The 19,860-nt window shown below is 47.6% G+C and carries 19 protein-coding genes; 12 read left to right on the forward strand and 7 right to left on the reverse strand.

Translation table 11 applies throughout. The features are described 5' to 3' along the window. Nucleotides 1–339: 339 nt before the first annotated feature. The gene (locus BUB67_RS00130) at nucleotides 340–1,533 is read left to right on the forward strand and encodes a stalk domain-containing protein (protein WP_073233845.1); all 1,194 of its coding nucleotides are present in this window, start codon (nucleotides 340–342) and stop codon (nucleotides 1,531–1,533) included. A gap of 55 nt (nucleotides 1,534–1,588) precedes the next feature. On the opposite strand, the gene BUB67_RS00135 is transcribed toward BUB67_RS00130, so the two are convergent. From BUB67_RS00135 to BUB67_RS00145, 3 genes are all read right to left on the reverse strand, one after another. After that, entirely contained in the window at nucleotides 1,589–2,902 is a 1,314-nt protein-coding gene (locus BUB67_RS00135; RefSeq protein WP_073233848.1) for a hexokinase family protein, read from the reverse strand. A 91-nt stretch (nucleotides 2,903–2,993) separates the two neighbouring features. Continuing rightward, nucleotides 2,994–3,437 (reverse strand): hypothetical protein, encoded by a 444-nt coding sequence (locus tag BUB67_RS00140; RefSeq protein WP_073233853.1) that lies wholly within the window; start codon nucleotides 3,435–3,437, stop codon nucleotides 2,994–2,996. A 62-nt stretch (nucleotides 3,438–3,499) separates the two neighbouring features. Continuing rightward, nucleotides 3,500–3,775 (reverse strand): hypothetical protein, encoded by a 276-nt coding sequence (locus BUB67_RS00145; RefSeq protein ID WP_073233856.1) that lies wholly within the window; start codon nucleotides 3,773–3,775, stop codon nucleotides 3,500–3,502. Nucleotides 3,776–3,962: 187 nt separating this feature from the next. On the opposite strand from BUB67_RS00145, the gene BUB67_RS00150 reads away from it, so the two are divergent. The 8 genes from BUB67_RS00150 (at nucleotide 3,963) to BUB67_RS00185 (ending at nucleotide 14,865) form a co-directional block, all read left to right on the forward strand. Next, complete coding sequence (locus tag BUB67_RS00150) at nucleotides 3,963–4,802, forward strand: AAA family ATPase (protein ID WP_073233859.1); 840 nt, start codon at nucleotides 3,963–3,965, stop codon at nucleotides 4,800–4,802. Nucleotides 4,803–4,925: 123 nt separating this feature from the next. Continuing rightward, nucleotides 4,926–6,725: a vWA domain-containing protein gene (locus BUB67_RS00155; protein ID WP_073233862.1), complete on the forward strand. Its 1,800-nt coding sequence runs from the start codon at nucleotides 4,926–4,928 to the stop codon at nucleotides 6,723–6,725. A gap of 554 nt (nucleotides 6,726–7,279) precedes the next feature. Continuing rightward, nucleotides 7,280–8,671 (forward strand): hypothetical protein, encoded by a 1,392-nt coding sequence (locus BUB67_RS00160; RefSeq protein ID WP_073233866.1) that lies wholly within the window; start codon nucleotides 7,280–7,282, stop codon nucleotides 8,669–8,671. A gap of 172 nt (nucleotides 8,672–8,843) precedes the next feature. Next, nucleotides 8,844–10,130 (forward strand): sulfite exporter TauE/SafE family protein, encoded by a 1,287-nt coding sequence (locus tag BUB67_RS00165; RefSeq protein WP_073233869.1) that lies wholly within the window; start codon nucleotides 8,844–8,846, stop codon nucleotides 10,128–10,130. Beyond that, nucleotides 10,130–10,846 (forward strand): hypothetical protein, encoded by a 717-nt coding sequence (locus tag BUB67_RS00170; RefSeq protein ID WP_073233872.1) that lies wholly within the window; start codon nucleotides 10,130–10,132, stop codon nucleotides 10,844–10,846. Before BUB67_RS00165 ends, BUB67_RS00170 begins: the two co-directional genes overlap by 1 nt. Before the next feature lie 427 nt (nucleotides 10,847–11,273). Next, nucleotides 11,274–12,686: a hypothetical protein gene (locus BUB67_RS00175; protein ID WP_073233877.1), complete on the forward strand. Its 1,413-nt coding sequence runs from the start codon at nucleotides 11,274–11,276 to the stop codon at nucleotides 12,684–12,686. 167 nt (nucleotides 12,687–12,853) lie between these two features. Beyond that, nucleotides 12,854–14,149: a sulfite exporter TauE/SafE family protein gene (locus BUB67_RS00180; RefSeq protein WP_073233882.1), complete on the forward strand. Its 1,296-nt coding sequence runs from the start codon at nucleotides 12,854–12,856 to the stop codon at nucleotides 14,147–14,149. Next, nucleotides 14,149–14,865 (forward strand): hypothetical protein, encoded by a 717-nt coding sequence (locus BUB67_RS00185; protein WP_073233884.1) that lies wholly within the window; start codon nucleotides 14,149–14,151, stop codon nucleotides 14,863–14,865. Before BUB67_RS00180 ends, BUB67_RS00185 begins: the two co-directional genes overlap by 1 nt. Before the next feature lie 92 nt (nucleotides 14,866–14,957). Here BUB67_RS00185 and BUB67_RS00190 read toward each other — a convergent pair whose 3' ends face one another. After that, a complete protein-coding gene (locus BUB67_RS00190; RefSeq protein ID WP_073233886.1) occupies nucleotides 14,958–15,959 on the reverse strand; it encodes an arsenic resistance protein in 1,002 nt (333 codons plus the stop codon). A 194-nt stretch (nucleotides 15,960–16,153) separates the two neighbouring features. Between BUB67_RS00190 and BUB67_RS00195 the strand changes: the two genes are divergently transcribed. Continuing rightward, on the forward strand, nucleotides 16,154–17,476 hold the full coding sequence (locus BUB67_RS00195; RefSeq protein WP_073233888.1) for a replication-associated recombination protein A: 1,323 nt from the start codon (nucleotides 16,154–16,156) through the stop codon (nucleotides 17,474–17,476). A 50-nt stretch (nucleotides 17,477–17,526) separates the two neighbouring features. Beyond that, nucleotides 17,527–18,282: a globin-coupled sensor protein gene (locus BUB67_RS17090; RefSeq protein WP_073233890.1), complete on the forward strand. Its 756-nt coding sequence runs from the start codon at nucleotides 17,527–17,529 to the stop codon at nucleotides 18,280–18,282. A gap of 73 nt (nucleotides 18,283–18,355) precedes the next feature. On the opposite strand, the gene BUB67_RS17095 is transcribed toward BUB67_RS17090, so the two are convergent. Genes BUB67_RS17095 through BUB67_RS16760 form a run of 3 tightly spaced genes read right to left on the reverse strand, consistent with a single transcriptional unit; the run spans nucleotide 18,356 to nucleotide 18,957 of the window. Then, nucleotides 18,356–18,541, reverse strand: coding sequence for an ABC transporter C-terminal domain-containing protein (locus BUB67_RS17095; RefSeq protein ID WP_274377214.1), 186 nt, complete (start codon nucleotides 18,539–18,541; stop codon nucleotides 18,356–18,358). Beyond that, complete coding sequence (locus BUB67_RS17100; RefSeq protein WP_274377208.1) at nucleotides 18,474–18,767, reverse strand: hypothetical protein; 294 nt, start codon at nucleotides 18,765–18,767, stop codon at nucleotides 18,474–18,476. The genes BUB67_RS17095 and BUB67_RS17100 overlap by 68 nt, the downstream gene beginning before the upstream one ends. Then, nucleotides 18,655–18,957 carry a hypothetical protein gene (locus BUB67_RS16760; RefSeq protein ID WP_073233896.1) on the reverse strand — a complete coding sequence of 101 codons (303 nt, stop codon included), beginning with the start codon at nucleotides 18,955–18,957 and terminating at the stop codon, nucleotides 18,655–18,657. Before BUB67_RS16760 ends, BUB67_RS17100 begins: the two co-directional genes overlap by 113 nt. Nucleotides 18,958–19,264: 307 nt before the next feature. Between BUB67_RS16760 and BUB67_RS00215 the strand changes: the two genes are divergently transcribed. After that, the gene (locus BUB67_RS00215) at nucleotides 19,265–19,840 is read left to right on the forward strand and encodes a class I SAM-dependent methyltransferase (protein ID WP_073233899.1); all 576 of its coding nucleotides are present in this window, start codon (nucleotides 19,265–19,267) and stop codon (nucleotides 19,838–19,840) included. The last annotated feature ends 20 nt before the right edge of the window (nucleotides 19,841–19,860 follow it).

Here is a 19,860-nt window from a genome sequence, read left to right on the forward strand (position 1 = left end):
GGGAATAAATGGAGAACCGGAACAAAAGATTCCGGCCATAGGAAAGGAACAGGGGAAGGTTCCGCTGCCGGAAAACTTATAAAACTGTCACCTCCGCGACAGGAATTTGTGCAAATTTGCAGAATATATATACAGAACTTTTCCGGTGTTGCCAGTCCTGTGTGAATGCCAAAACAGGGGCTGGCTTTTTTTTTAATTTGAATTAAGACGATAGAACTATAGTAATAAAAAAACAAAAATGGTATAATCTACATTAGTTAAGCAGCATAAAAAACCCGGATCCTTTGGCATCCGGGTTTTTATGCCCTGACATAAATCTTGACTAAAGGGGACAGCGGGATGAAAATTAAAGTTCTGGCATTTTTATCAATTCTAACTGTCTTTTTTACCTTCTCCAAGCCGGCCACAGCAGCCCAGGTTGTTATCGACGGGAAGCCGATGGAAGCCCCGGTGATGCTGGAAAATGGCACAACTCTGGTACCCTTAAGGGCAATTTTTGAAACCCTGAATGCCATTGTCCGCTGGGAGCCGGCTGACAAAACCATCACAGCGGTAAAGGACGACGTAACCATTGTGCTGCAGATTGGTTCCACCAGCGCTTACCGCAACGGCGAGCGGGTTTCTCTGCAGGTCCCGGGCAAGATTGTCAATAACACCACCATGGTTCCCCTGCGCTTTGTATCAGAATCCTTGGGAGCCGAGGTTCATTGGATTGATTCCACCCAAACGGTGGTGATTAACTCAGCGCCGGCGCAGCAGGAGACAGCCCTCATTATCCATGACAGTTATAAGGTGTTGGAGAACAGCGACCCTCTGTATAACCAAATTTTGAAGGGCCTTAGGGAAGCTGAAGAAAAGGTGGAATTTACGTCAACCGATCAAGGGAAGTACGGCGATACAGAGAAAATATTGTCTGTGGTACAGCAGGTCCTGCAGGACCATCCTTTTCTCAATTACATCGAGTCCCTGGAAGTGAAGGTCCGCAGCGGCAGCGTCGTTTTTGTCGAAATCCGTTTTCAATATTATTTCCCTGCCCGGGAAGTTAAAGAAATGATCCAGGCCGTTGAGCAAAAATCTGTGGAGATTATTAAAAAGGTCATTAAACCGGGCATGACCGATCTGGAAAAGGAAAAGGCCCTGCACGACTATATCGTGCTGAATACACGGTATGATTACGAAAATTATCAAAAGGATAAGATCCCCAAGGAATCCTATACCGCCTACGGGGTGCTGGTGAAAGGCGTAGGCGTCTGCCAGGGCTATGCCTCGGCAATGTCCAAGCTGCTGAACATGGTGGGTATTGAAAATCATTTTATCATTGGAACCGGCCGGGGTAGCCGGGGCACCGAAGCACACGGCTGGAACAAGGTTAAAATAGACGGCCGGTGGTATCACCTGGACACCACATGGGACGACCCGGCGCCAGATCAACCGGGGAGGATCAGTTATAAATATTTTAACCTCACAGACGATCAAATCAAGAAGGACCACAGCTGGGACGAATCAGAGCAGGGACTGTTTAATATAAAATAATGGTTAGGTCTGCACCCCACAGTCACGAGCTGTGGGATGCTATTTTTTGAAAAAATCAATTCCTTTTTCCAGTGCAGGTGGCCGCAGCGATGGCGGCGCCGATGCCGGAACCGTTCTTGGTAAGGGCTAGAGAGATCCGGTCTGCTTTGTCTTGATAAATCTCCTGCAGGACTTCCCGGACCTTTGTCCTGTAGCCCGGCATTTTCTCAAACAAGGAACCGTCCACTCCAATAACATGCTGTTGGGTAAGCTCCGGGTCCACATGCTGCAGGATACCGACGTAAGTGGCCCCAATCAGCCGGGCAGACCTGGTGGTAACCAGTGAGGCAATGGTTTTTAAAGCCTGTCTCTCTTCCGGTGTTGAAGTTATCATGTTTCCGTTTATTTTTAGCCAGTGGGAGATATGAATCAAATCCGGCGTATCATCTGCCAGCATCAGTGCCAGATCACCGGCGGAGATGCCATTTGCTGTGCTAACAAAACCAGGTTTTTTCTCTTGAAAAAGAAGCCCCTGCCGGGCCATGTCCTGCAGGATGAAACGAGCAATTTCACCGATATAACGGCCTGACACAGCCTTTTCCAGAAGTTGTTCCCCTGGTTTTTCACTGGCACGATCCAGGGACCGGTCATAAACCGTCAGGGGAAATTTATTAAAATTGCCCGATTCCATGTTAATGATCATGGGAGGTTCATTTGGTTCAAGATAGCAGGTATTATGACCGGTGCCGCAAATGGAGCCAATATCCGCGCAGGGGTTACAATAGGCAGCGGTGAGCAGTGTTCCTGTGGTGTCATTGATGATTGCCACAGGGTTGACATTGTGTAAGCCTTTCTTTGCCAGGGCTTTTTCCAAAAGACCGGTAATTTCCTGCCCTTCCACACCGGATGTTTTAAATCCCTTGGTCCAGTTTAATAATACAGCCCTGTTGGCTTCTATTTGCCGGCAGGGAAAGGAAAAGGTAAGCCCCAGGGGACAGGCGGCAGCATGCTCCAGTAAATTGGCAATTTGCTTAGCGATAAAATCAAACAGTACCTCGGCAGTGGCGTCCTGAGACGTATAATCATAAGCTCCGCTGGGGTCTTTCAGTAAGAAGGATTGCTGCTTTCTAATTGCAAAACGTCCTTGCCCAATAAGTTCCACCAACTGTAAACGAATGTTGGTCCCACCAAAATCAATGGCCAGGAAAGTTCCTGTTTCCCCGCCGTCAGGGGCTTGCAGAAAAGTGGGAAGCATTTTAAGAGAACTCTTTCCGGACAAACCCTCGGATATTTCTTTTTTAAACTTCATGGCGATATCCCAAATATCGGAAGCCGACAACCAAAAAACTTCTTCGATGCCTCGCAGTTTCTCCGCTAAAACTTTCGTCATTGTAAAGTCCCCCTATGGCATACCCTGGGTAAAAGACTTCAAAAAAGAGCAGGAAGGTAGGTCCTTCGCTGCTCCGGAATCTTTATGAAATTTACTCGGGCCAGGCAGCTTGCGGGGATTTGCTGAATTTTACATCCCACAACACATGCATTCGCAGGCTGTCATCCTGTTCAATATCACCGGATATTTTTTTGTTAGAGATCATGATGTCAAAAGGGTTTTTGACATAGTCGTCGAACAGCAGTTTCCCGGCTTCTTCCTTCCGAAAGGCAATGGGCAGTCGTACCCCGTTCTGCCACTTCACCAGCAGCAGATACATATCTGACTCAGGGTCATAGGCCCAGCTGGGAGGGGAGTATTCTCCAGCGGCCTTTTCCAGAGGTTCTGTCCAGGCAGGATTTACCAATACCATGGTGGTGCGGGAAAATTCCTTACCGTTTTCTTCATAATTGAGATCTGCCCAGGCGCCGAAATCCGGGCTAAAGGCAGTGCTGCCATACTCCTGAATTACATCAAACTTTGGTTCTTGTGCCATCTCCGTATTCCTCCTAAATTGAAACTTTGCTTATATTGGTCCTGTTGGACATTATTCCCTTCTCAAAAGAATTCAATCTGTTCCTGCTTATTTTTTACCATTTCATCCAGCAAGTTCTTGAGATCAGGACAACCTTCCTGAACCCATAACTTATAGCCTTGGGACTGCAGGACAGTCTCCGGGCGCTTTCCTGCCGTCATACCCACAAAGGTTCCGTCCAACTGCCAGATATACAAATATACTTTATCCGATGAAGGGCTGATTTGAACCTTGGCCACACACCACCGGCCTTTGTGTTTCCAATAGATGTATTGTTGATCGATGAATTTGATATCCACAATAGATCCCCCGTAATTGCCGATCCTATACCACAATTCGCCGTTCAAATGGAAAATCCTGTTTTGTGATGGACTGATCTTTTAAAATGGCTATGACCCATTATTTCTTGCATTTTTCTAACAGAAAAGGGTATGTATAATACTTTGTAGAAGTAACATTAAATTACAACAATATGGAGGTTTCGTCATGACCATAAAACAGGCAGTTCGGCAAGATAATTGGGGTGTTAATGTTGAAAGTCTGCCGGATTTTTGGGTAGACCCGGAGAAATTATCGGTGATACAGGACTTAATGTTTTCCGGCATTAATGTCATGCTCACCGGCGATCCCGGTACAGGGAAAACAGAACTGACCAAACGACTGGCCCGGGCCCATAACCTGCCCTTCCACCGGGTCAACGTGGGCGCCATCCGGACCCCCAGGGATTGGTTCGGCCACTGGGAATTTATCGGGGGCCAAACCGTCTTTATCCAATCCGAGTTTGTGGCAGCCATTCAGCGCCCGGGTATTGTGGCCTTGGATGAATTCAACCGGGTGACGCCGGATATTCATAACTCCATCTACACCATCCTGGACCACAACCGGGAAGTATATATTGAAGAAACCAAACAATACATCGCCGTCCATCCCCGCTGCATCTTCATTGCCACGGAAAACCGCGGCCGCAGCCATACAGGCACCTTTATGGAAGATACCGCAGTGGAAGACCGTTTTGAAACCATTGAGCTAACGCTGCCACCCGTAGAAGTGATGGCCGACCTGCTGGAAAAAGTCTACGGGGCCACCCCGGACCACGCCCTGCTGCTGGCCAGGATCACCCATAAACTAAACAGCCTGTACCACGAAGAAAGCCTGAGCCGTCCCACCGGCTTCCGCCCCGCCATTTCCGCCGCCGCGCTGGTAAAAAGGGGACAACCCCTGAATACCGCCCTCAAATACACCTTTGTAAACCGCTTCTCCCCCGAAGGCGGCGTAGACAGCGAGCAGACCACGGTACTGCAGGTGATACAGGCGTATTTAAAGTAACACTGAAGGAAGTGGAATCGGCAAGAGTTACGAAGCCTGGCACACCCGTAAGGTATGCCAGGCTGGATAACCTTACAGACTCACACCAATAAAAACAAACCTCAGTATCGGAGGTGAAACTCAATGGCCCTGCCAACCCAAGCAGAGTCCTGGAAAAACAAAAGCCTGTCCGACTTTTGGCTCACCGGCCGGGGTCTCGACAATAACAAAAACGGCAACGGGCAGCCATATGCCCTCTTCAGCCATAAACTCCTCGCCTCCGAAGACACCGACGCCCAGGCCATGGCCCTGACTGCCATTCTGGGGGCTGTCTCCCGGGTGGTGGACATCGTACACGGACGCAACAAATTCACCGTCAATTTCAGCTCCAAAGAAACCCGAACCGACTTTGTCGCCAAACAAATCGCCCTCAGTGCGGAACCTTTGTTTAACCCGCCTAGGGGTTACTTAATGCCGGACATCGTGGATGTGCTGACCGGCATGGCCCTGCATGAGGCCGCCCATGCCCAGTACAGCTCCCCGGAATACTACACCGAAATGCCCGGCAACCCCTTTATGGCGGTGATCCGCAACGTGGTGGAAGACACCTATGTGGAACACCTGACCACCCTGTACTACCCGGGTTACGCAGGCTATTTTTGGAAGTACCGTCGCTATGAGTTTGACCTGGACCCTGACAAATGGGCCCATAAACCCCGCAAAAACCTGATGGAAAACGAGCTTAATTTACGTGCCACAGACTTTCTGCTGGTGATGCGATCCACCAGGGACTATGTTTCCCGGGTGGCCAGAGTAAACCATGTGGCGGATATGCTCAAAAAAATGATCTACATTGATAACCCGGTCCGGTTGGAGAAACTGAACACCCGAACGGTGTCCAGAAGAATTTACGATGAACTCTTCGGCAACCTGGTGCAGCATGATATTGCCTATTCACTGCCCAGTTCCTTGCTTGATTACAACAACCGGGGCAAACACCAGGGGGAGCCCGGCAGCGCCGGCGCCAACAATAAAACCAATATTCCCAGTGACTTGCAAAACCTCATTCAAAACATGCGCCAGGAACAGCTGCAAGTTGCCAATATGAGCGAATTAATGGAAGCGGGTCTCGACCCCGATTACCCGCCGCCCCCGCCGCCCATGGTGGTTTTCCGCAGGCCGTTAACAGACGAAGGGGCTGCTGAAAGGTATGAACAGGCCCGCAGCGTGGTAAAACCCTTTGTTATTCGGTTGAGAAACCGTTTGAGCTGGGCCAACACCCGGCAGGTCATCAACCGGTATCACCTCCCCAGCGGCGAATTGGACGAAGATTCTCTTTACCAGGCCAGGTTTTCCAACAAGATATTTCGCCGTACGGAAATTATCGAAACCCGTACCCGCAAGTTGGACATCGGCCTGCTGGTGGACACCAGCGCTTCCATGGTTTACCCCGCAGGGGAAGGCATCTCCAGAGTTCAGTTGGCCCGCAACCTGGCAGCCCTGTTTGTGGAGGCTCTGGAGCCGGTTGATTCGGTGCAAACCTGGGTGTTTGGTTTTAACCTGAAGGGCGCAGTGAATATGTACGAGTTATACTCACCCGGATTAACAAACAAAGCCCGTATCGGCATGACCGGGGCGGAAGGAACTACGCCGGAGGGAACCGCTTTAAAATATGCCGCACTCCGGTTAATGTCGGAAGGCCGCCCCTTTGTGCAAAAGGTTTTAATTGTCATCGCGGACGGCAAACCCAATCCCGGTCCGGAGACCAGGATGGTGAAAGAACAAGTAAGGCGTTTGAAGGCCCTGGGTTGCAAGACCATTAATATTCTGGTAGGAGACCGCCCCCAGGAATATGGTTACGAATACGTCATCCCGTGGACTGATTATTATACTGTCACCACCGAATTTGGCCGGCTGCTGAAGAAACTGGTTGAGGAAGAATAGGATTTTAAATAAGAAATAACAAAACCTGCAGGTAGGAATAAATTTTGATTCCTATTCTGCAGGTTTTCTTTTCAAGGACAATGATTGGCTATCAAAATACAGATTGACAGGTAAGAATAAGATAAAATATTTTGTCAAGTCCTTCGCGAAAAATTTTTCTAAAATAAAAAAGCAATTTGTTCATAAGAAAAAATTCGATAATGGTAAGGGGTTTTTACTACATAAAAGTATATCTTTTTATACCGAAAGAGGTAATGACAAAAATATATTGTCACTGCATAAATAATCCGCATTTACGGCCAAACTTGTAATGATAAAGCGCAGATAAAGAAAAAGATTTTTTGTTTCAGTGTAAAAAAGTACTTGAAATCAAAAAAACCTTTTGATAGCATAACCGCAAATGGAAGATGACAAAGAATGTCTCCCCGATAAAAATTTATAGTGATTGCAATAATTTATTTATATACAATTGTCATAAAAAAACTGTTTTCTGTGAAAGCCGAGTCGTCAATCAATTGGATTATATTTAGCACTGGGTCTGGGGGGTGAAGGTTGTGTTTTTTCGCAAGATAACCACCAAGAAAAACGGCAAAGAGTATGTCTATGTGAAATTGATTGAGAACTACCGTCAAGACGGGAAGGTCAAACAACGGGTTATTGCCAATTTTGGCAGTGTGGAAAACCTGTCCGCCGAACGGATTAATTACTTGATTGCCAGTTTGAGAAAACTACACAATGAAATTGAAACCCAGGCAAAGGATCCCGGGACTTCTGTGAACGTCACTTCACAGGCCAATGAAATCAGAAGGTATTTAAATAACTCCCCACTTAAGCGGGCTATGGTTCAACTGTTTGGAGAGCAAGCCTACGGCGTAGCAGAGGCGCTAACCATTAAATCTTTGACAGCGGGAGAAATCAACAAGCCTGTGCAAGAGGTTTGTAAAAACATGGGACTCATTGAAGCAACCAGCCTGCAGTTCTATAACGTGATGAAAGTATTGGGCCAGGACAAAGCAAAGGACATTTTGCTGGAGAGCAGGCTTCCTGCTGCCGGTGGTAATGATAACATTCACAAAGTCGGCATCATCCATATTTTTAAAAGTATATTTGAAGGAAATTCCTTTGACGTTGATATGACGGGGAATATTTTTATGCCGCAGAGTTACCGGAAAGAAATTTTTCTGCTGGTGGCCTGCGACTGCCAGGGCGTTCCCGTTGATTTTGAATATGCGGAGGAGTCACGGGACGTCCCGGGGCAGTTGAATGTTCTGGTTAAAAGGTTGAAAAATCAATTGTCTGAAATCATGATTGTTTTGGATGAAGAAAATCTGCTCAACAACACCGTCTTACCGGTGGCAAAACCCGTACCGGTGGTACCCGGGGAAATCCTGGCATCACTGAAGGAGGGTAGTGTGCTGAAGGATAACAACTTATTCTTTCAGGTTGTCAGGTACAGTCAGCTAAGTGAAGGAAAGATCAAGGAGATCAAAGCAAAACTGGCCAGGGTCTCTGCCGGATTGGAGACCATCAAAGCAGATGTTTTACTGGGGAAATTAACCAAGGAGTCCAATGTGCGCAAGAAAGCTGACAGTGTTATTAAATCCAACCAGTGTGAGGGTTTGGTTACCTATAGCTTTAATGAGAGTGACCAGTCCTTCAGTTACAGCATTAATGAAGAAAACCTGAACCAAAAGAAGCAAGCCAAGTTTGTTACCACCTGGGTCATTTCCGACGCCGGTGTTGCGGAACTGCAGTTTGACAATGGGCTGCATGTCAATACAGATCGGTTTCGTTTGATAACTGACCAGTTAAACATACCGCCTATCAATTTATATGTAGACTACCATTATTCACCGGAAATCATCTCAGGCCATATACAGCTTGAGATTCTTAAAACCCAAATCCTTAACGCAATGAACACACCGTATCAAGGGGGTGAGATATAAAAAATCTGATTTTGTCAATACAAATTGACTCTTTTTCACTTTGATTTTAGCACCTTCGCAGTGAACATTCAATACGTTGGGGCAAACAATTTAGAAAATTTTTGTCACTACTTTAAGAGAAAATTTTAACCTTAAGCGCCTTATGAAGACTTGATTAAAGGGGGTTGCCCAAATGCGCGGATTGTATGAAGCCTTAATGTCCGCATCCAGGGCCCACGCCAAATGGGAACTGGAAATGTCCAATAACATTATCAGAAACAGAAAACACTTACTGATATTAGCAATTATGATGCTTCCTCTGATTATTCCGGCCATTGGTCATGCAGCAAATTTGCCTTCCTTCATCGGCGGTAAGAGCGCCTTCGGACCGTCTCACTATAACCCCACCATGTTCTACGGATCTATGGCTGTGGGTATCTGTGCCGGTCTGATTACCGGCTGCATCGGCGCCGGCGGTGGTTTTGTAATCACTCCTGCCCTGATGAGCCTGGGTGTCAAGGGGATCCTGGCGGTGGGTACCGACCAGTTCCATATTTTTGCCAAGGCCATTATGGGTACTGTTATTCACAAAAAACTGGGCAACGTAAACGTTCCTCTGGCCATTGCCTTCCTGGTGGGTTCCGGTGTGGGTGTTACCGCCGGCGGTACCCTGAACCGGGCGCTGTTTAACGCCAACCCTGTCTTAAGCGACTTTGTCATCAGTCTGGTTTACGTCGTTATGTTAGGTTTCCTGGGCTTTTACTCCCTGTATGATTTCTTCAAGACCAGACACCAGACCGGCGGGGATGCCCACGGCGGTCCGGTGGGTATGACAAAGCTGGCTGTTAAATTACAAAGCATCAACCTGGCCCCCATGGTGAAGTTTGACGAAGACATCACGCCCGGCGGTCGTAAGATTTCCGGCTGGTTTGTGGCTATTTGCGGCGCCGTTGTTGGTTTTGCCGCAGCCATCATGGGCGTGGGCGGCGGCTTCCTGACCTTCCCGATGTTTGTTTACGGTTTGGGCGTATCCTCCTTCACCACCGTTGGTACCGATATTCTGCAGATTATCTTTACCGCCGGTTACAGTTCCATCGCCCAGTACGCCATCTACGGTTACATCTTCTATACCCTGGCCATGGGTATGCTGGTGGGTTCCCTGCTGGGGATTCAAATCGGCGCAGCCACCACCAAGGTGGTTTCCGGTATCTACATCCGTGCCTTTTATGCCATTGCCATTCTGGCCGGCTTTGTGAACAGGGCCTTTGCCCTCCCGGAAAAAATGGTGCAGATGGGCTATATTCAAATGGATGCAGCTACCGGTAAACTCCTTGCGGATATTGGAGCCTGGATCTTCTTTGGTTTGGTCATTCTGTTCGCCGGCTGGATCACCCTGAGCTTTATCAAGGGTATTCCCACCCTGAGGGCTGAAACTGCCAAAGGCGCCATGGCATCCGGCGGGAAAGGAGTGAGCCATTAATGATAAGAGACAGCAAAGCCTTTTTTATCGGGCTCGTTATGATGGTGTCTTTCCTGGGCATTTACGCTTATATGATGAGCCCGTCCTTCGGCAACGGCAGAAACGGGTTGGAGTTTGCCGATGATATGTTCAACTCCATTTCCAAGGGTTCTGTTTATGATGTAATACAAGGTGAAGTTAAAAAGATCGATAAGTGGAACGGCACTGAAATTGAGGTTGTTTTAAAGTGTAAAGATGAGGCGCAGGCCGACAGGTGGTCCAGGGCTTTACAAAAGGTGGAGGGTTCACAGGTCAGCGTTGATGGGCAAAACGTTAAAGTCAAGGCCGACCTGGGCAAGTTACTGGCCAACATCTCCGAAGACTGTTCCAATATGTATGATAATAACGGCGATGCCGTACAGCAAAAATACGGTACCGACCCCAGGGATGCCACCAACCGCTGGTACAGCATTACCAAGGCCATTGTAAAAGAATTGGAAAAGCAGGAGAGGTTTAAAGAGTCCGTTGCCATCACCCAGTTCCAGAAAAAAGTTATTGAGCCTTCCTACAACTACTACGGGGTAGAAGCCAAGAAGGTCAGGGACAACAGCGGTGTGATGACCTTTATGATGGTGTTCTACCTGATCTACACACTGTGGTATGGCTTCGCCATCTACTACCTGTGCCAGGGACTGGGCATTACCATGAGTAAATCCGCTAAAAAGCAAGAAGCATAACAAAAAACACCCCGACCGGGGTGTTTTTTGTTGGTAGTAAGCCTGATAATCTTAGATAGCATTTTCTATTTTTGTCAATGCTTTTTATGAGTCTTACACCAAATAAATAACCTGTTAACATGCGCCGGAAAGTATGGACATCTTACAGAAAGGGGTAAAAATGTCTTTTTTTAAGAAAAGACAAATGACAAATTATATATGTCAGATCAGTAATTTTCTGGTCTGAAGCGTTTTTTTGTAGAGATAAAAATCTATATGCCTGGAATTTTTTTATTTTTGTGCAAAAAAGTACTTGCAATAATAAAACCTATTTGCTACTATTTGCGCAAAGTTAAGAGACAAAAAGCAAGGAGTTTAAATATTATTACACAAAAAATATAAGCATTAAAATACAAATTATTTATTAAAAAGGATTGGGGGTGAAGGCGTGTTTTTTCGCAAAATCACTACCAGGAAAAACGATAAAGAATATGTCTATATCAAGCTTATAGAAAATTACCGTGCCAACGGTAAAGTGAAACAGCGTGTAGTGGCGAACTTCGGCAGCATTGAAAACCTTTCGCCCGGCCGGATCAATGATTTGATCATCAGTTTAAAAAAGCTCTACAAAGAAATTGCAACACAGGATCATAAAAATTTGGATGGCAGTGAAATAACACCTCAGATCCCCGGGCTCAAGGATCTTTTGTATAAAACAAGAATCATACAGGAACTGCGCAACGTAATCCACCGGCAGCAGACCTGTCAAATTATAGAAGCGCTGATTATTAAGTCAATGCTTGCTTCGGAAATGAAGATGCCAGTTCATGAGTTCTGCAGGCAAACGGGATTGGCAGAGGCCAACAGCATACAATTCTACAATGCATTAAGAAGTCTGGGAGAAGAACCAACCCGGATTCCCTTGATTAAGGCGAGACTGCCGGAGATCTCCCAGGGGGAGAACATCCACAAACCTGTCTATATTCACATGGTCAGCAGTGTTTTTCAAGGACATTCCTATGATGTAGATATGGCCGGCAGCATTTATTCAGCACAGAATTACAGGAAATTATTTACACTTCTGCTGGCTTGTGATGAAGAAAGCAATCCTGTTGACTTTGAGGTTGTGGAAGACGACAATCTGATGTCGGAAAAAATGAATCTGCTGATTAACCGCCTGACCGGCTATTTAACAGGAAATATTGTTGTCCTGGACGGGAAAAACTGCCTGGACGAAAGTTCTGCTCCATATCCGGTGGCAAAGCAAGCCCGGGAGATCCCCAAAGAAGCTGACTTGTCCTTAATGTCACAAGGCCGGGCGGTTTATGAAGGTAAAATATTCTTTCATACCATCCGGTCAGAACAAAAGGATGAGGCGGAGATTAAAGAAATTAAAGCGAATCTGGCCAAGGTTTTTGCAGGGCTGGAAAATATCAGGGCAGATATTCTGCTGGGCAAATTAAATAAAGAGACACAGGTCAGAAAAAGAGCGGATGCAGTAATTAAAGCCAATCATTGCCAGGACTTGGTGGCTTACCAATTTAATGAAGCCGGCCAAACCTTTGATTACCGGGTCAAAGAGGAAGCGCTCAAAGAAAAAACACAATCTGTGGCTAAAACAACCTGGGTCCTTCCAGGAGAAAAACTAAAACAGGGGCAGATGATTAACAACGTCAAACTAAAAACTGACCGGTTTGATGTCTTAACCGATCAGTTGAATATCCCGCCCATCAATATGTTTGCAGACTATCATTACTCACCGGAAATAATCTCAGGGCATGTTGTCCTGGAGATTATTAAAAAACAGATAGCCGTGGCAGACAAAATACCACAGCAAGGGGGTGAGATCCAAATAAATTAATTTTGTCAATACAAATTTCCTCTTTTCAAAATTAATTTTAACATCGTATTTGGCAATAATCAATAGGCTTTGATCAGAATTTATTGATTTTTTTGTCATCACAGCAGGCTGAACGTTTAAATGTAAGCACCTTTTTTACCTAAAACAGACTGAAGGGGGTTGCCCGCATGAGGGGATTGTATGAAGCTCTGATGAGCGCCTCCAGGGCCCACGCCAGATGGGAACTGGAAATGTCCAACAACATTATCAGAAGCAGAAAACATTTGCTCATTTTATTCATCATGATGCTGCCCTTGATAATCCCGGCTATCGGCCATGCCGCTGATCTGCCGTCCTTCCTGGGAGGCAAAAGCGCCTTTGGACCGTCGCACTTTACACCCTTTATGTTCTACGGTTCCATGGCCGTAGGTGTTTGCGCCGGCTTAATTACCGGTTGTATCGGTGCCGGCGGCGGTTTCGTTATCACCCCTGCTCTGATGAGCCTAGGCGTGAAAGGGATCCTGGCTGTAGGTACCGACCAGTTCCACATTTTTGCCAAGGCCATCATGGGTACCGTCATTCACAAAAAACTTGGCAACGTCAACGTATCTCTGGTCATTGCCTTCCTGATCGGTTCCGGCATCGGGGTCACCGGCGGCGGTACCCTGAACCGGGCCCTGTTTAACGCCAACCCTGTCTTAAGCGACTTTGTGATCAGTACCGTTTACGTGGTTATCTTAGGTTTCCTGGGCTTCTACTCCCTGTATGACTTTATTACCACCAGGGGTAAAGTGGCCAAAGCAGCCAAAGGAGATGCCCACGGCGGCCCCATCGGGATGACCAAATTGGCCATCAAACTGCAGAGCATTAACCTGGCCCCCATGATTAAGTTCGACGAAGACATCACCCCCGGCGGACGTAAGATTTCCGGTTGGTTCGTAGCGCTGTGCGGCTGCGTCACCGGTTTCCTGGCCGCCATCATGGGCGTGGGCGGCGGCTTCGTAACCTTCCCGATGTTTGTCTACGGCCTGGGCGTATCCTCCTTCACCACCGTGGGTACCGATATCCTGCAGATTATCTTCACCGCCGGTTACAGCTCCATCGCCCAGTACGCCATCTACGGCTACATCTTCTACACCCTGGCCATGGGGATGCTGGTGGGCTCCCTGCTGGGGATCCAAATCGGCGCAGCCACCACCAAGGTGGTTCCCGGCATCTACATCAGAGCCTTTTACGCCATCGCCATCCTGGCCGGCTTCGTAAACAGAGCCTTTGCCCTGCCGGAGAAAATGGCTCAAATGGGCTATATTAAAATGACTCCCGAAACCGGCAAATTACTGGCTGATATCGGCGCCTGGATCTTCTTCGGGTTGGTCATCCTCTTCGCAGGCTGGATCATCATCAGCTTTATCCGCGGCATTCCTGCCTTGCGAGCGGAAACCGCAAATACCGTCGTAACGGAAGGGAAAGGAGTGGGCCATTAATGATAAGAGACAGCAAAGCCTTTTGGATCGGCATCCTCATGTTGCTATCCTTCTGCGGGATCTACGTCTATATGATGAGCCCGTCCTTCGGCAACGGCAGAAACGGGCTGGAGTTTGCCGATGACATGTTTAACTCTATCTCCAAGGGTTCCGCCCAGGCCGTTGTTTTTGGTGAAATCAAAAAAGCTGAAAAATGGAACGGCACCGCCATTGAGGTGAACCTGAAGTGCAAGGACGAAGCCCAGGCCGGGAGATGGTCAGCTGCCCTGCAAAAGGTGGACGGCGCTGAAATAATGGTGGATAAGGAGAAAATCGCCCTCAAGACCGACCTTGGCAAACTGCTGGCCAACATTTCAGAAGACTGCAAGGCCATGTATGAGAATAAAGGCGATGTTGTGCAGGCCAAATACAACACTGATCCCAGGGATGCCACCAACCGGTGGTACAGCATCACCAAGTCCATCGCCAAGGAATTAGAAAAGAAGCAGCAGTTTAAGGAATCCATTTACCTGCAAACCTTCCAGAAGAAGGTTATCGAGCCGGCCTACAACTACTACGGTGTTGAGACTAAGTTTGTCAAAGACAATAAAGGTGTGATGACCTTCATGCTGGTCTTCTACCTGGTCTACACCATCTGGTACGGTTTCGCCATCTACTACATCTGCGTAGGTCTCGGTATCACCATGACCAAGGCGGCTAAAAAATCTGAGGCATAGCGCCTTTCACAAAAAACACCCCTCTCTGCCGGGGTGTTTTTTTGCCTTTTCAAGGATGTAAGATGACAGGTTAAAATTGAATACAATACGTTTTAATTTGCTTGTTTATAGGGCAGGCCGGACCAAAGGATCTGGATCCGGTGCGATAGCTTGTAATAAGTGGCCATAAAGATGACCTGCACCAGGGGCATGATGGCCACCACCACCACTGTAAGGGGAGAGAAGAACAGCACCGCAATGGCCAGCGAGATGGCCAGGTTTTTCCCGGCAATGCTGAAGGAGACGGCTGCCATGTCCTGGTAACCCAGGTTCAGCAGGCGCGACAGCCCGGCTGAAAGGGCGAAAAGTGTCGGGTAAAAGAATAAAGCCGGTACAATCAGTTTTAAGAGATAATCGGGGTGCTGTACCAGTTGGCGTGATTGGGCGGATAACGAAATAAAAAATAACACGTACATACCAAGGGAAGAAACCGCCGGGAAATTCGGTTTGATCTGTAGAAAGAATTCCCGGCCATATTTTTTTAATATAATAGAACGGGTTATTGTCCCCAGCAGCATGGGGATCACAATAATGGAAACCACCGTTTTCATCATCCCCAACGGGTCGATAGGCACGTATTTCCCTGCCAGCAGCGTCATCCAGAATGGGATCAAAAAAATCCCCGTCAGGTAACTTAAGGTCGTTACCAGCAGAGCCACCGGAACGCTGCCCCGGGACATGCCGGTCCAGGTTACCACCATACCGGCACAGGGAACCGTACCGATTAAAATGAGTCCCACGGCAAATTCAGGGTAGGAAGACAAAAAGGTATTGGCCAGCAGAAAAGCCAGCAGGGGGGAGATGGTAAAGTTAACCCCAATGGCCAAGGCAATGACTTTAAAGCGTGTCAAAGCCTGTTTTAGTTCGGCGAACTCCAGGCCAATCATCATCGGGTAAAGCATAACGAACAGGCAGGCCGGGGAGAAGGGCTGCAGCACACGCCCCACACCGGGATAAAGGTAACCAAACAAGGTGGAAAAACAGATTACACTAACTAAAACCCTTATTACATTACGATTGATAAAATGAGTAAATGTAAAAAAAAGATTTGACATATCCTCACCGGCTTATATTTTTAGTATTCTAAACTTTATTGTACGATACATAATCAGCCTTGTGTAGTCAAATAATGGCACTTGGTACCTGAGTTATTAAGTTATTGAAGCGGAGGGTTAAAAATTTACAGCGCAGACGGTATTTGATAAGATGGAACTGTAGTTTCTATATATATTGTTTTTGAGGTGAATGTATGGATTTATTCAGTTCATCCAGAATGAGCTTGCAGGCGGCGCCCCTGGCTGAAAGGATGCGCCCACGGAACCTGGATGACTTTATCGGGCAGGAACATATCGTGGGCAAGGGCAAATTGCTGCGCCGGGCCATTGAAGCGGACAAGTTGGGATCCATCATACTCTACGGCCCGCCGGGGACCGGCAAAACCACACTGGCTACCATTATATCAGAAATGACCGCTGCCAATTTTGTTAAAATTAATGCCGTATCGGCTGGGGTCGCTGAAATCAGGACCGAGATTCAAAGGGCCAGAGATAACTTGAACTACTATGGCAAAAGGACCATCTTTTTTATAGATGAAATTCATTCTTTAAAACGAGGGGCCCAGCAGGACTGTTTGTTGGAAGCGGTGGAGAAGGGAGAAGTCATCCTGATCGGGGCCACCACAGAAAACCCCTATTTTGAGCTGAACGGTGCGCTGTTAAGCCGGTCGCGCATTTTCCGGTTGACAGAGCATCGTGAAGAGGACTTGCGCCGACTTATTCAGCGTGCCCTGGCAGACGAAGAAAAGGGTTTAGGGATGTACAAAGTAAAGCTGGATGAGGAAGCCGTACAGCACTTCATCAATATTTCCGGCGGGGACGCCCGAAATGTTTTAAATGCTTTGGAGCTTGCTGTTTTATCAACCGCCCCGGCCCAAGACGGTTTCCGGCACATTACCCTGGAGGTGGCGGAGGACTCCACCCAGCAAAGATACATCCGCTATGATAAATCAGGCGACAACCATTATGATGTAATATCCGCTTTTATAAAGAGTATCCGGGGCTCAGACCCGGACGCGGCGCTCCATTATTACGCCCGCATGACAGCGGCGGGAGAAGATCAGCGTTTTATTGTTCGCCGGTTAATTGTTCATGCATCCGAAGATATCGGTATGGCCGATCCCCAGGCCATGCTGATGGCCCATGCGGCATGGAACGCCCTGGAAACCGTCGGCATGCCCGAAGCCCGCATCCCCATTGCCCAGTGTATTATTTATCTGGCCACTGCCCCCAAAAGTAACAGTGTTATCTGTGCCATTGATAAAGCCCTGGAGGACATTAAAAAGAAGCCCATCGGCAGCGTGCCGCCTCACCTAAGAGACACCCATTACCGGGGCGCCAGGGAATTGGGGCATACCGGCTACAAATATCCCCATGACTACCCGGGTCATTATGTGGAACAGCAATATATGCCCGATGAACTGCAGGGCGTGATCTACTACAGGCCCGGCGACCAGGGAAAGGAAAAATGTATAAAAAATAATCTCCCTAAAAATGTCAAAGGAATAACGGGTTAAATGGAGAATTATTGCCATATAACCTATTACAACCTGAAGGGGGATGCGGGTTGAGCGAATTGGCGAACCAGGCAATTAAGCTGGCCAAACGGCAGGCCCAACTGGCCTATTTGGATATCACGGAGCGAGAAGTGCAGATTATGGTCGCTCATAAGGACCTGTTCACCAGGGAAGCGGACCGGACGGTGGATAACTTTTATAGACATGTGCTGAATTTCCCCTACCTGAAGGAACTGATTGCCAAATACAGCACCGTGGACCGTTTAAAAGAGACGCAGAAGCAATATTTTATTTCCCTGTGCGATCCCATTGACGAAGAGTACATTGCAAGAAGGCTGGCCATCGGCAAGAAACACCAGCAAATCGGACTGTATCCCAAATGGTATTTGGGGTCCTATCAAATTTATAACGCAGAAATCCAGCGTATCCTGGCTAACCATCACGGCAGCTGTGCCGAAGCCTACGCCGAGGCCTTGGTGGCCTTTTTAAAAAGGCTGAACCTGGATATGCAGCTGGCCATTGAAAACTATATTCTGGATCAACTGCAGCAATTAATCTCCTTCCAGCAGGACATTGGTTCGGTGGCTGAGATCATTGACGACATTGCCGAGCAGACCAACATGCTGTCCCTGAACGCCTCTATTGAGGCGGCCAGGGCAGGGGACCATGGCCGCACCTTTGCGGTGGTGGCTCAGGAAGTAAGAAAACTGGCCGAGAGGTCTTCCCAGTCTGCCAAAGATATCGCACAAATGGTCATTTCCAACCAGCAGGCCATTGAGAAAATGAAAAAATCAGCCGAAGAATAACGCTTGCTTTGTCAATCGGTTTGGTGTAAAAGGGACAGACCACGGACCTGTCCCTTTTTGGATCTGTTTTTCATCATGCCTCTTCCGTCAAATGTACCCACTCTTCCAGATAATGATCCAGATCGGCTTTCCTTTGATTTAATTCCTCACTCAGTTTTAAATAAGCGGTATAGTCCCGTGAAATTTCCGGTTTAGCCAGTTCTCCTTCTATAGAAAGGATATCCTCTTCGCGGCTGATGAGGCTCTCCAGTTCTTCTATTCTCTTTTGCCGCTTTCTTTCCTGCCTTTGCTGCTCTTTGCTCGCAAGATAATGCTGTTTCCCCGGTTGGGGTTTGAGCGGCGCCTTTTTCTCCCGGTCTTCTTCCGTTGATGTCAAAGGAAAAATGGATCTGTTTTTGTTTGGGCGCCGGAGCTTCCACTGATTCCATTTTCTCCAGCGCCTTCAGACGGCTCCGGGCACTTTTGGCGGTGGCAGCCCGAACCATATTGCGTTGAATAAAATCCTGGGCCCGGTCTATTTCTTCCTGCTGCTTGTTTAAGCAGGGCTTCCTGCTGCCGGGCCTTGAGGTCGATAAAGCCGGAATAATTGGTTTTATAGGTTTTGGCAGTACCAAACTCCAGTTCTATAATTTTGCCGGCAACTTTATCTAAAAAGTAGCGGTCGTGGGAAACCACCAGGACCGCCCCGGGATAGGACTGCAGATTATTACCTTAGGAGTACGAGCTATGGCACAGAAAAATCATTTTTGAATATCAACGCTATGTTGCCGGCCATTTTTCCTGGCGGAAAAAGGGCGGCGTTTTTTATTATAATATGACGTGGATGTTGATTGCCATTAAAAAATAATCATGTTGTATAATAATAATGTTACAAAGTATAAACCACAAGCGGGGTTTCTATCCAATACGTTGACGGAAAACCAGAGCCGCTAGCATTTTGCCAGCTGTTCCGGTTTTAGAAAACAATAAAGGCGGTGAACCTGTGACACATGTATTTGATGCCAAGAAAATGGCAAAATTAGACAACCCGCGCAGAAAGGAAATTATTCCTCCCGATAAAATCATTGAACTCTTACAGCTAAAGGAAGGGGAAGTGGTTCTGGATTTAGGCTGCGGCATTGGTTACCTCACTTTACCGGCGGCCCAAAAAGTAGGTCCCCGTGGATTTGTTTTTGGGCTGGATATTCAGGAGGCCATGCTGGTGGAGGCTTTAGCCCGGAGCAGGCAAAACAACCTGCATCATATCGCCTGGGTTCTGACCCCTCCCGACCACATCAGTTTACCGGCAGAAAGTGTGGACTGTGTAACCATGGTCATGGTAGCCCATGAAATACCCGACCTGGGGGCCATGCTGAAGGAATGCCGGCGAGTCCTGCGCCGGGGCGCGGGAATTGGCATTGTCGAATGGAACAACACCTTCACGGAGATGGGGCCGCCTTTGGAGCATCGGTTAAAAGCTGAGGCATTGATGCAAGTAATGCAACAGCAAGGCTTCACCTGCTTGGAAATCGTGGAACTTAGTGAGGCTGCCTATTTGTTCAAGGCAGTAAAAGGGTAAGGGATGGGAATAAAAACAAA

This window comes from Desulforamulus putei DSM 12395 (assembly GCF_900129195.1).
GTDB classification, from domain to species: Bacteria; Bacillota; Desulfotomaculia; order Desulfotomaculales; family Desulfotomaculaceae; genus Desulfotomaculum; species Desulfotomaculum putei.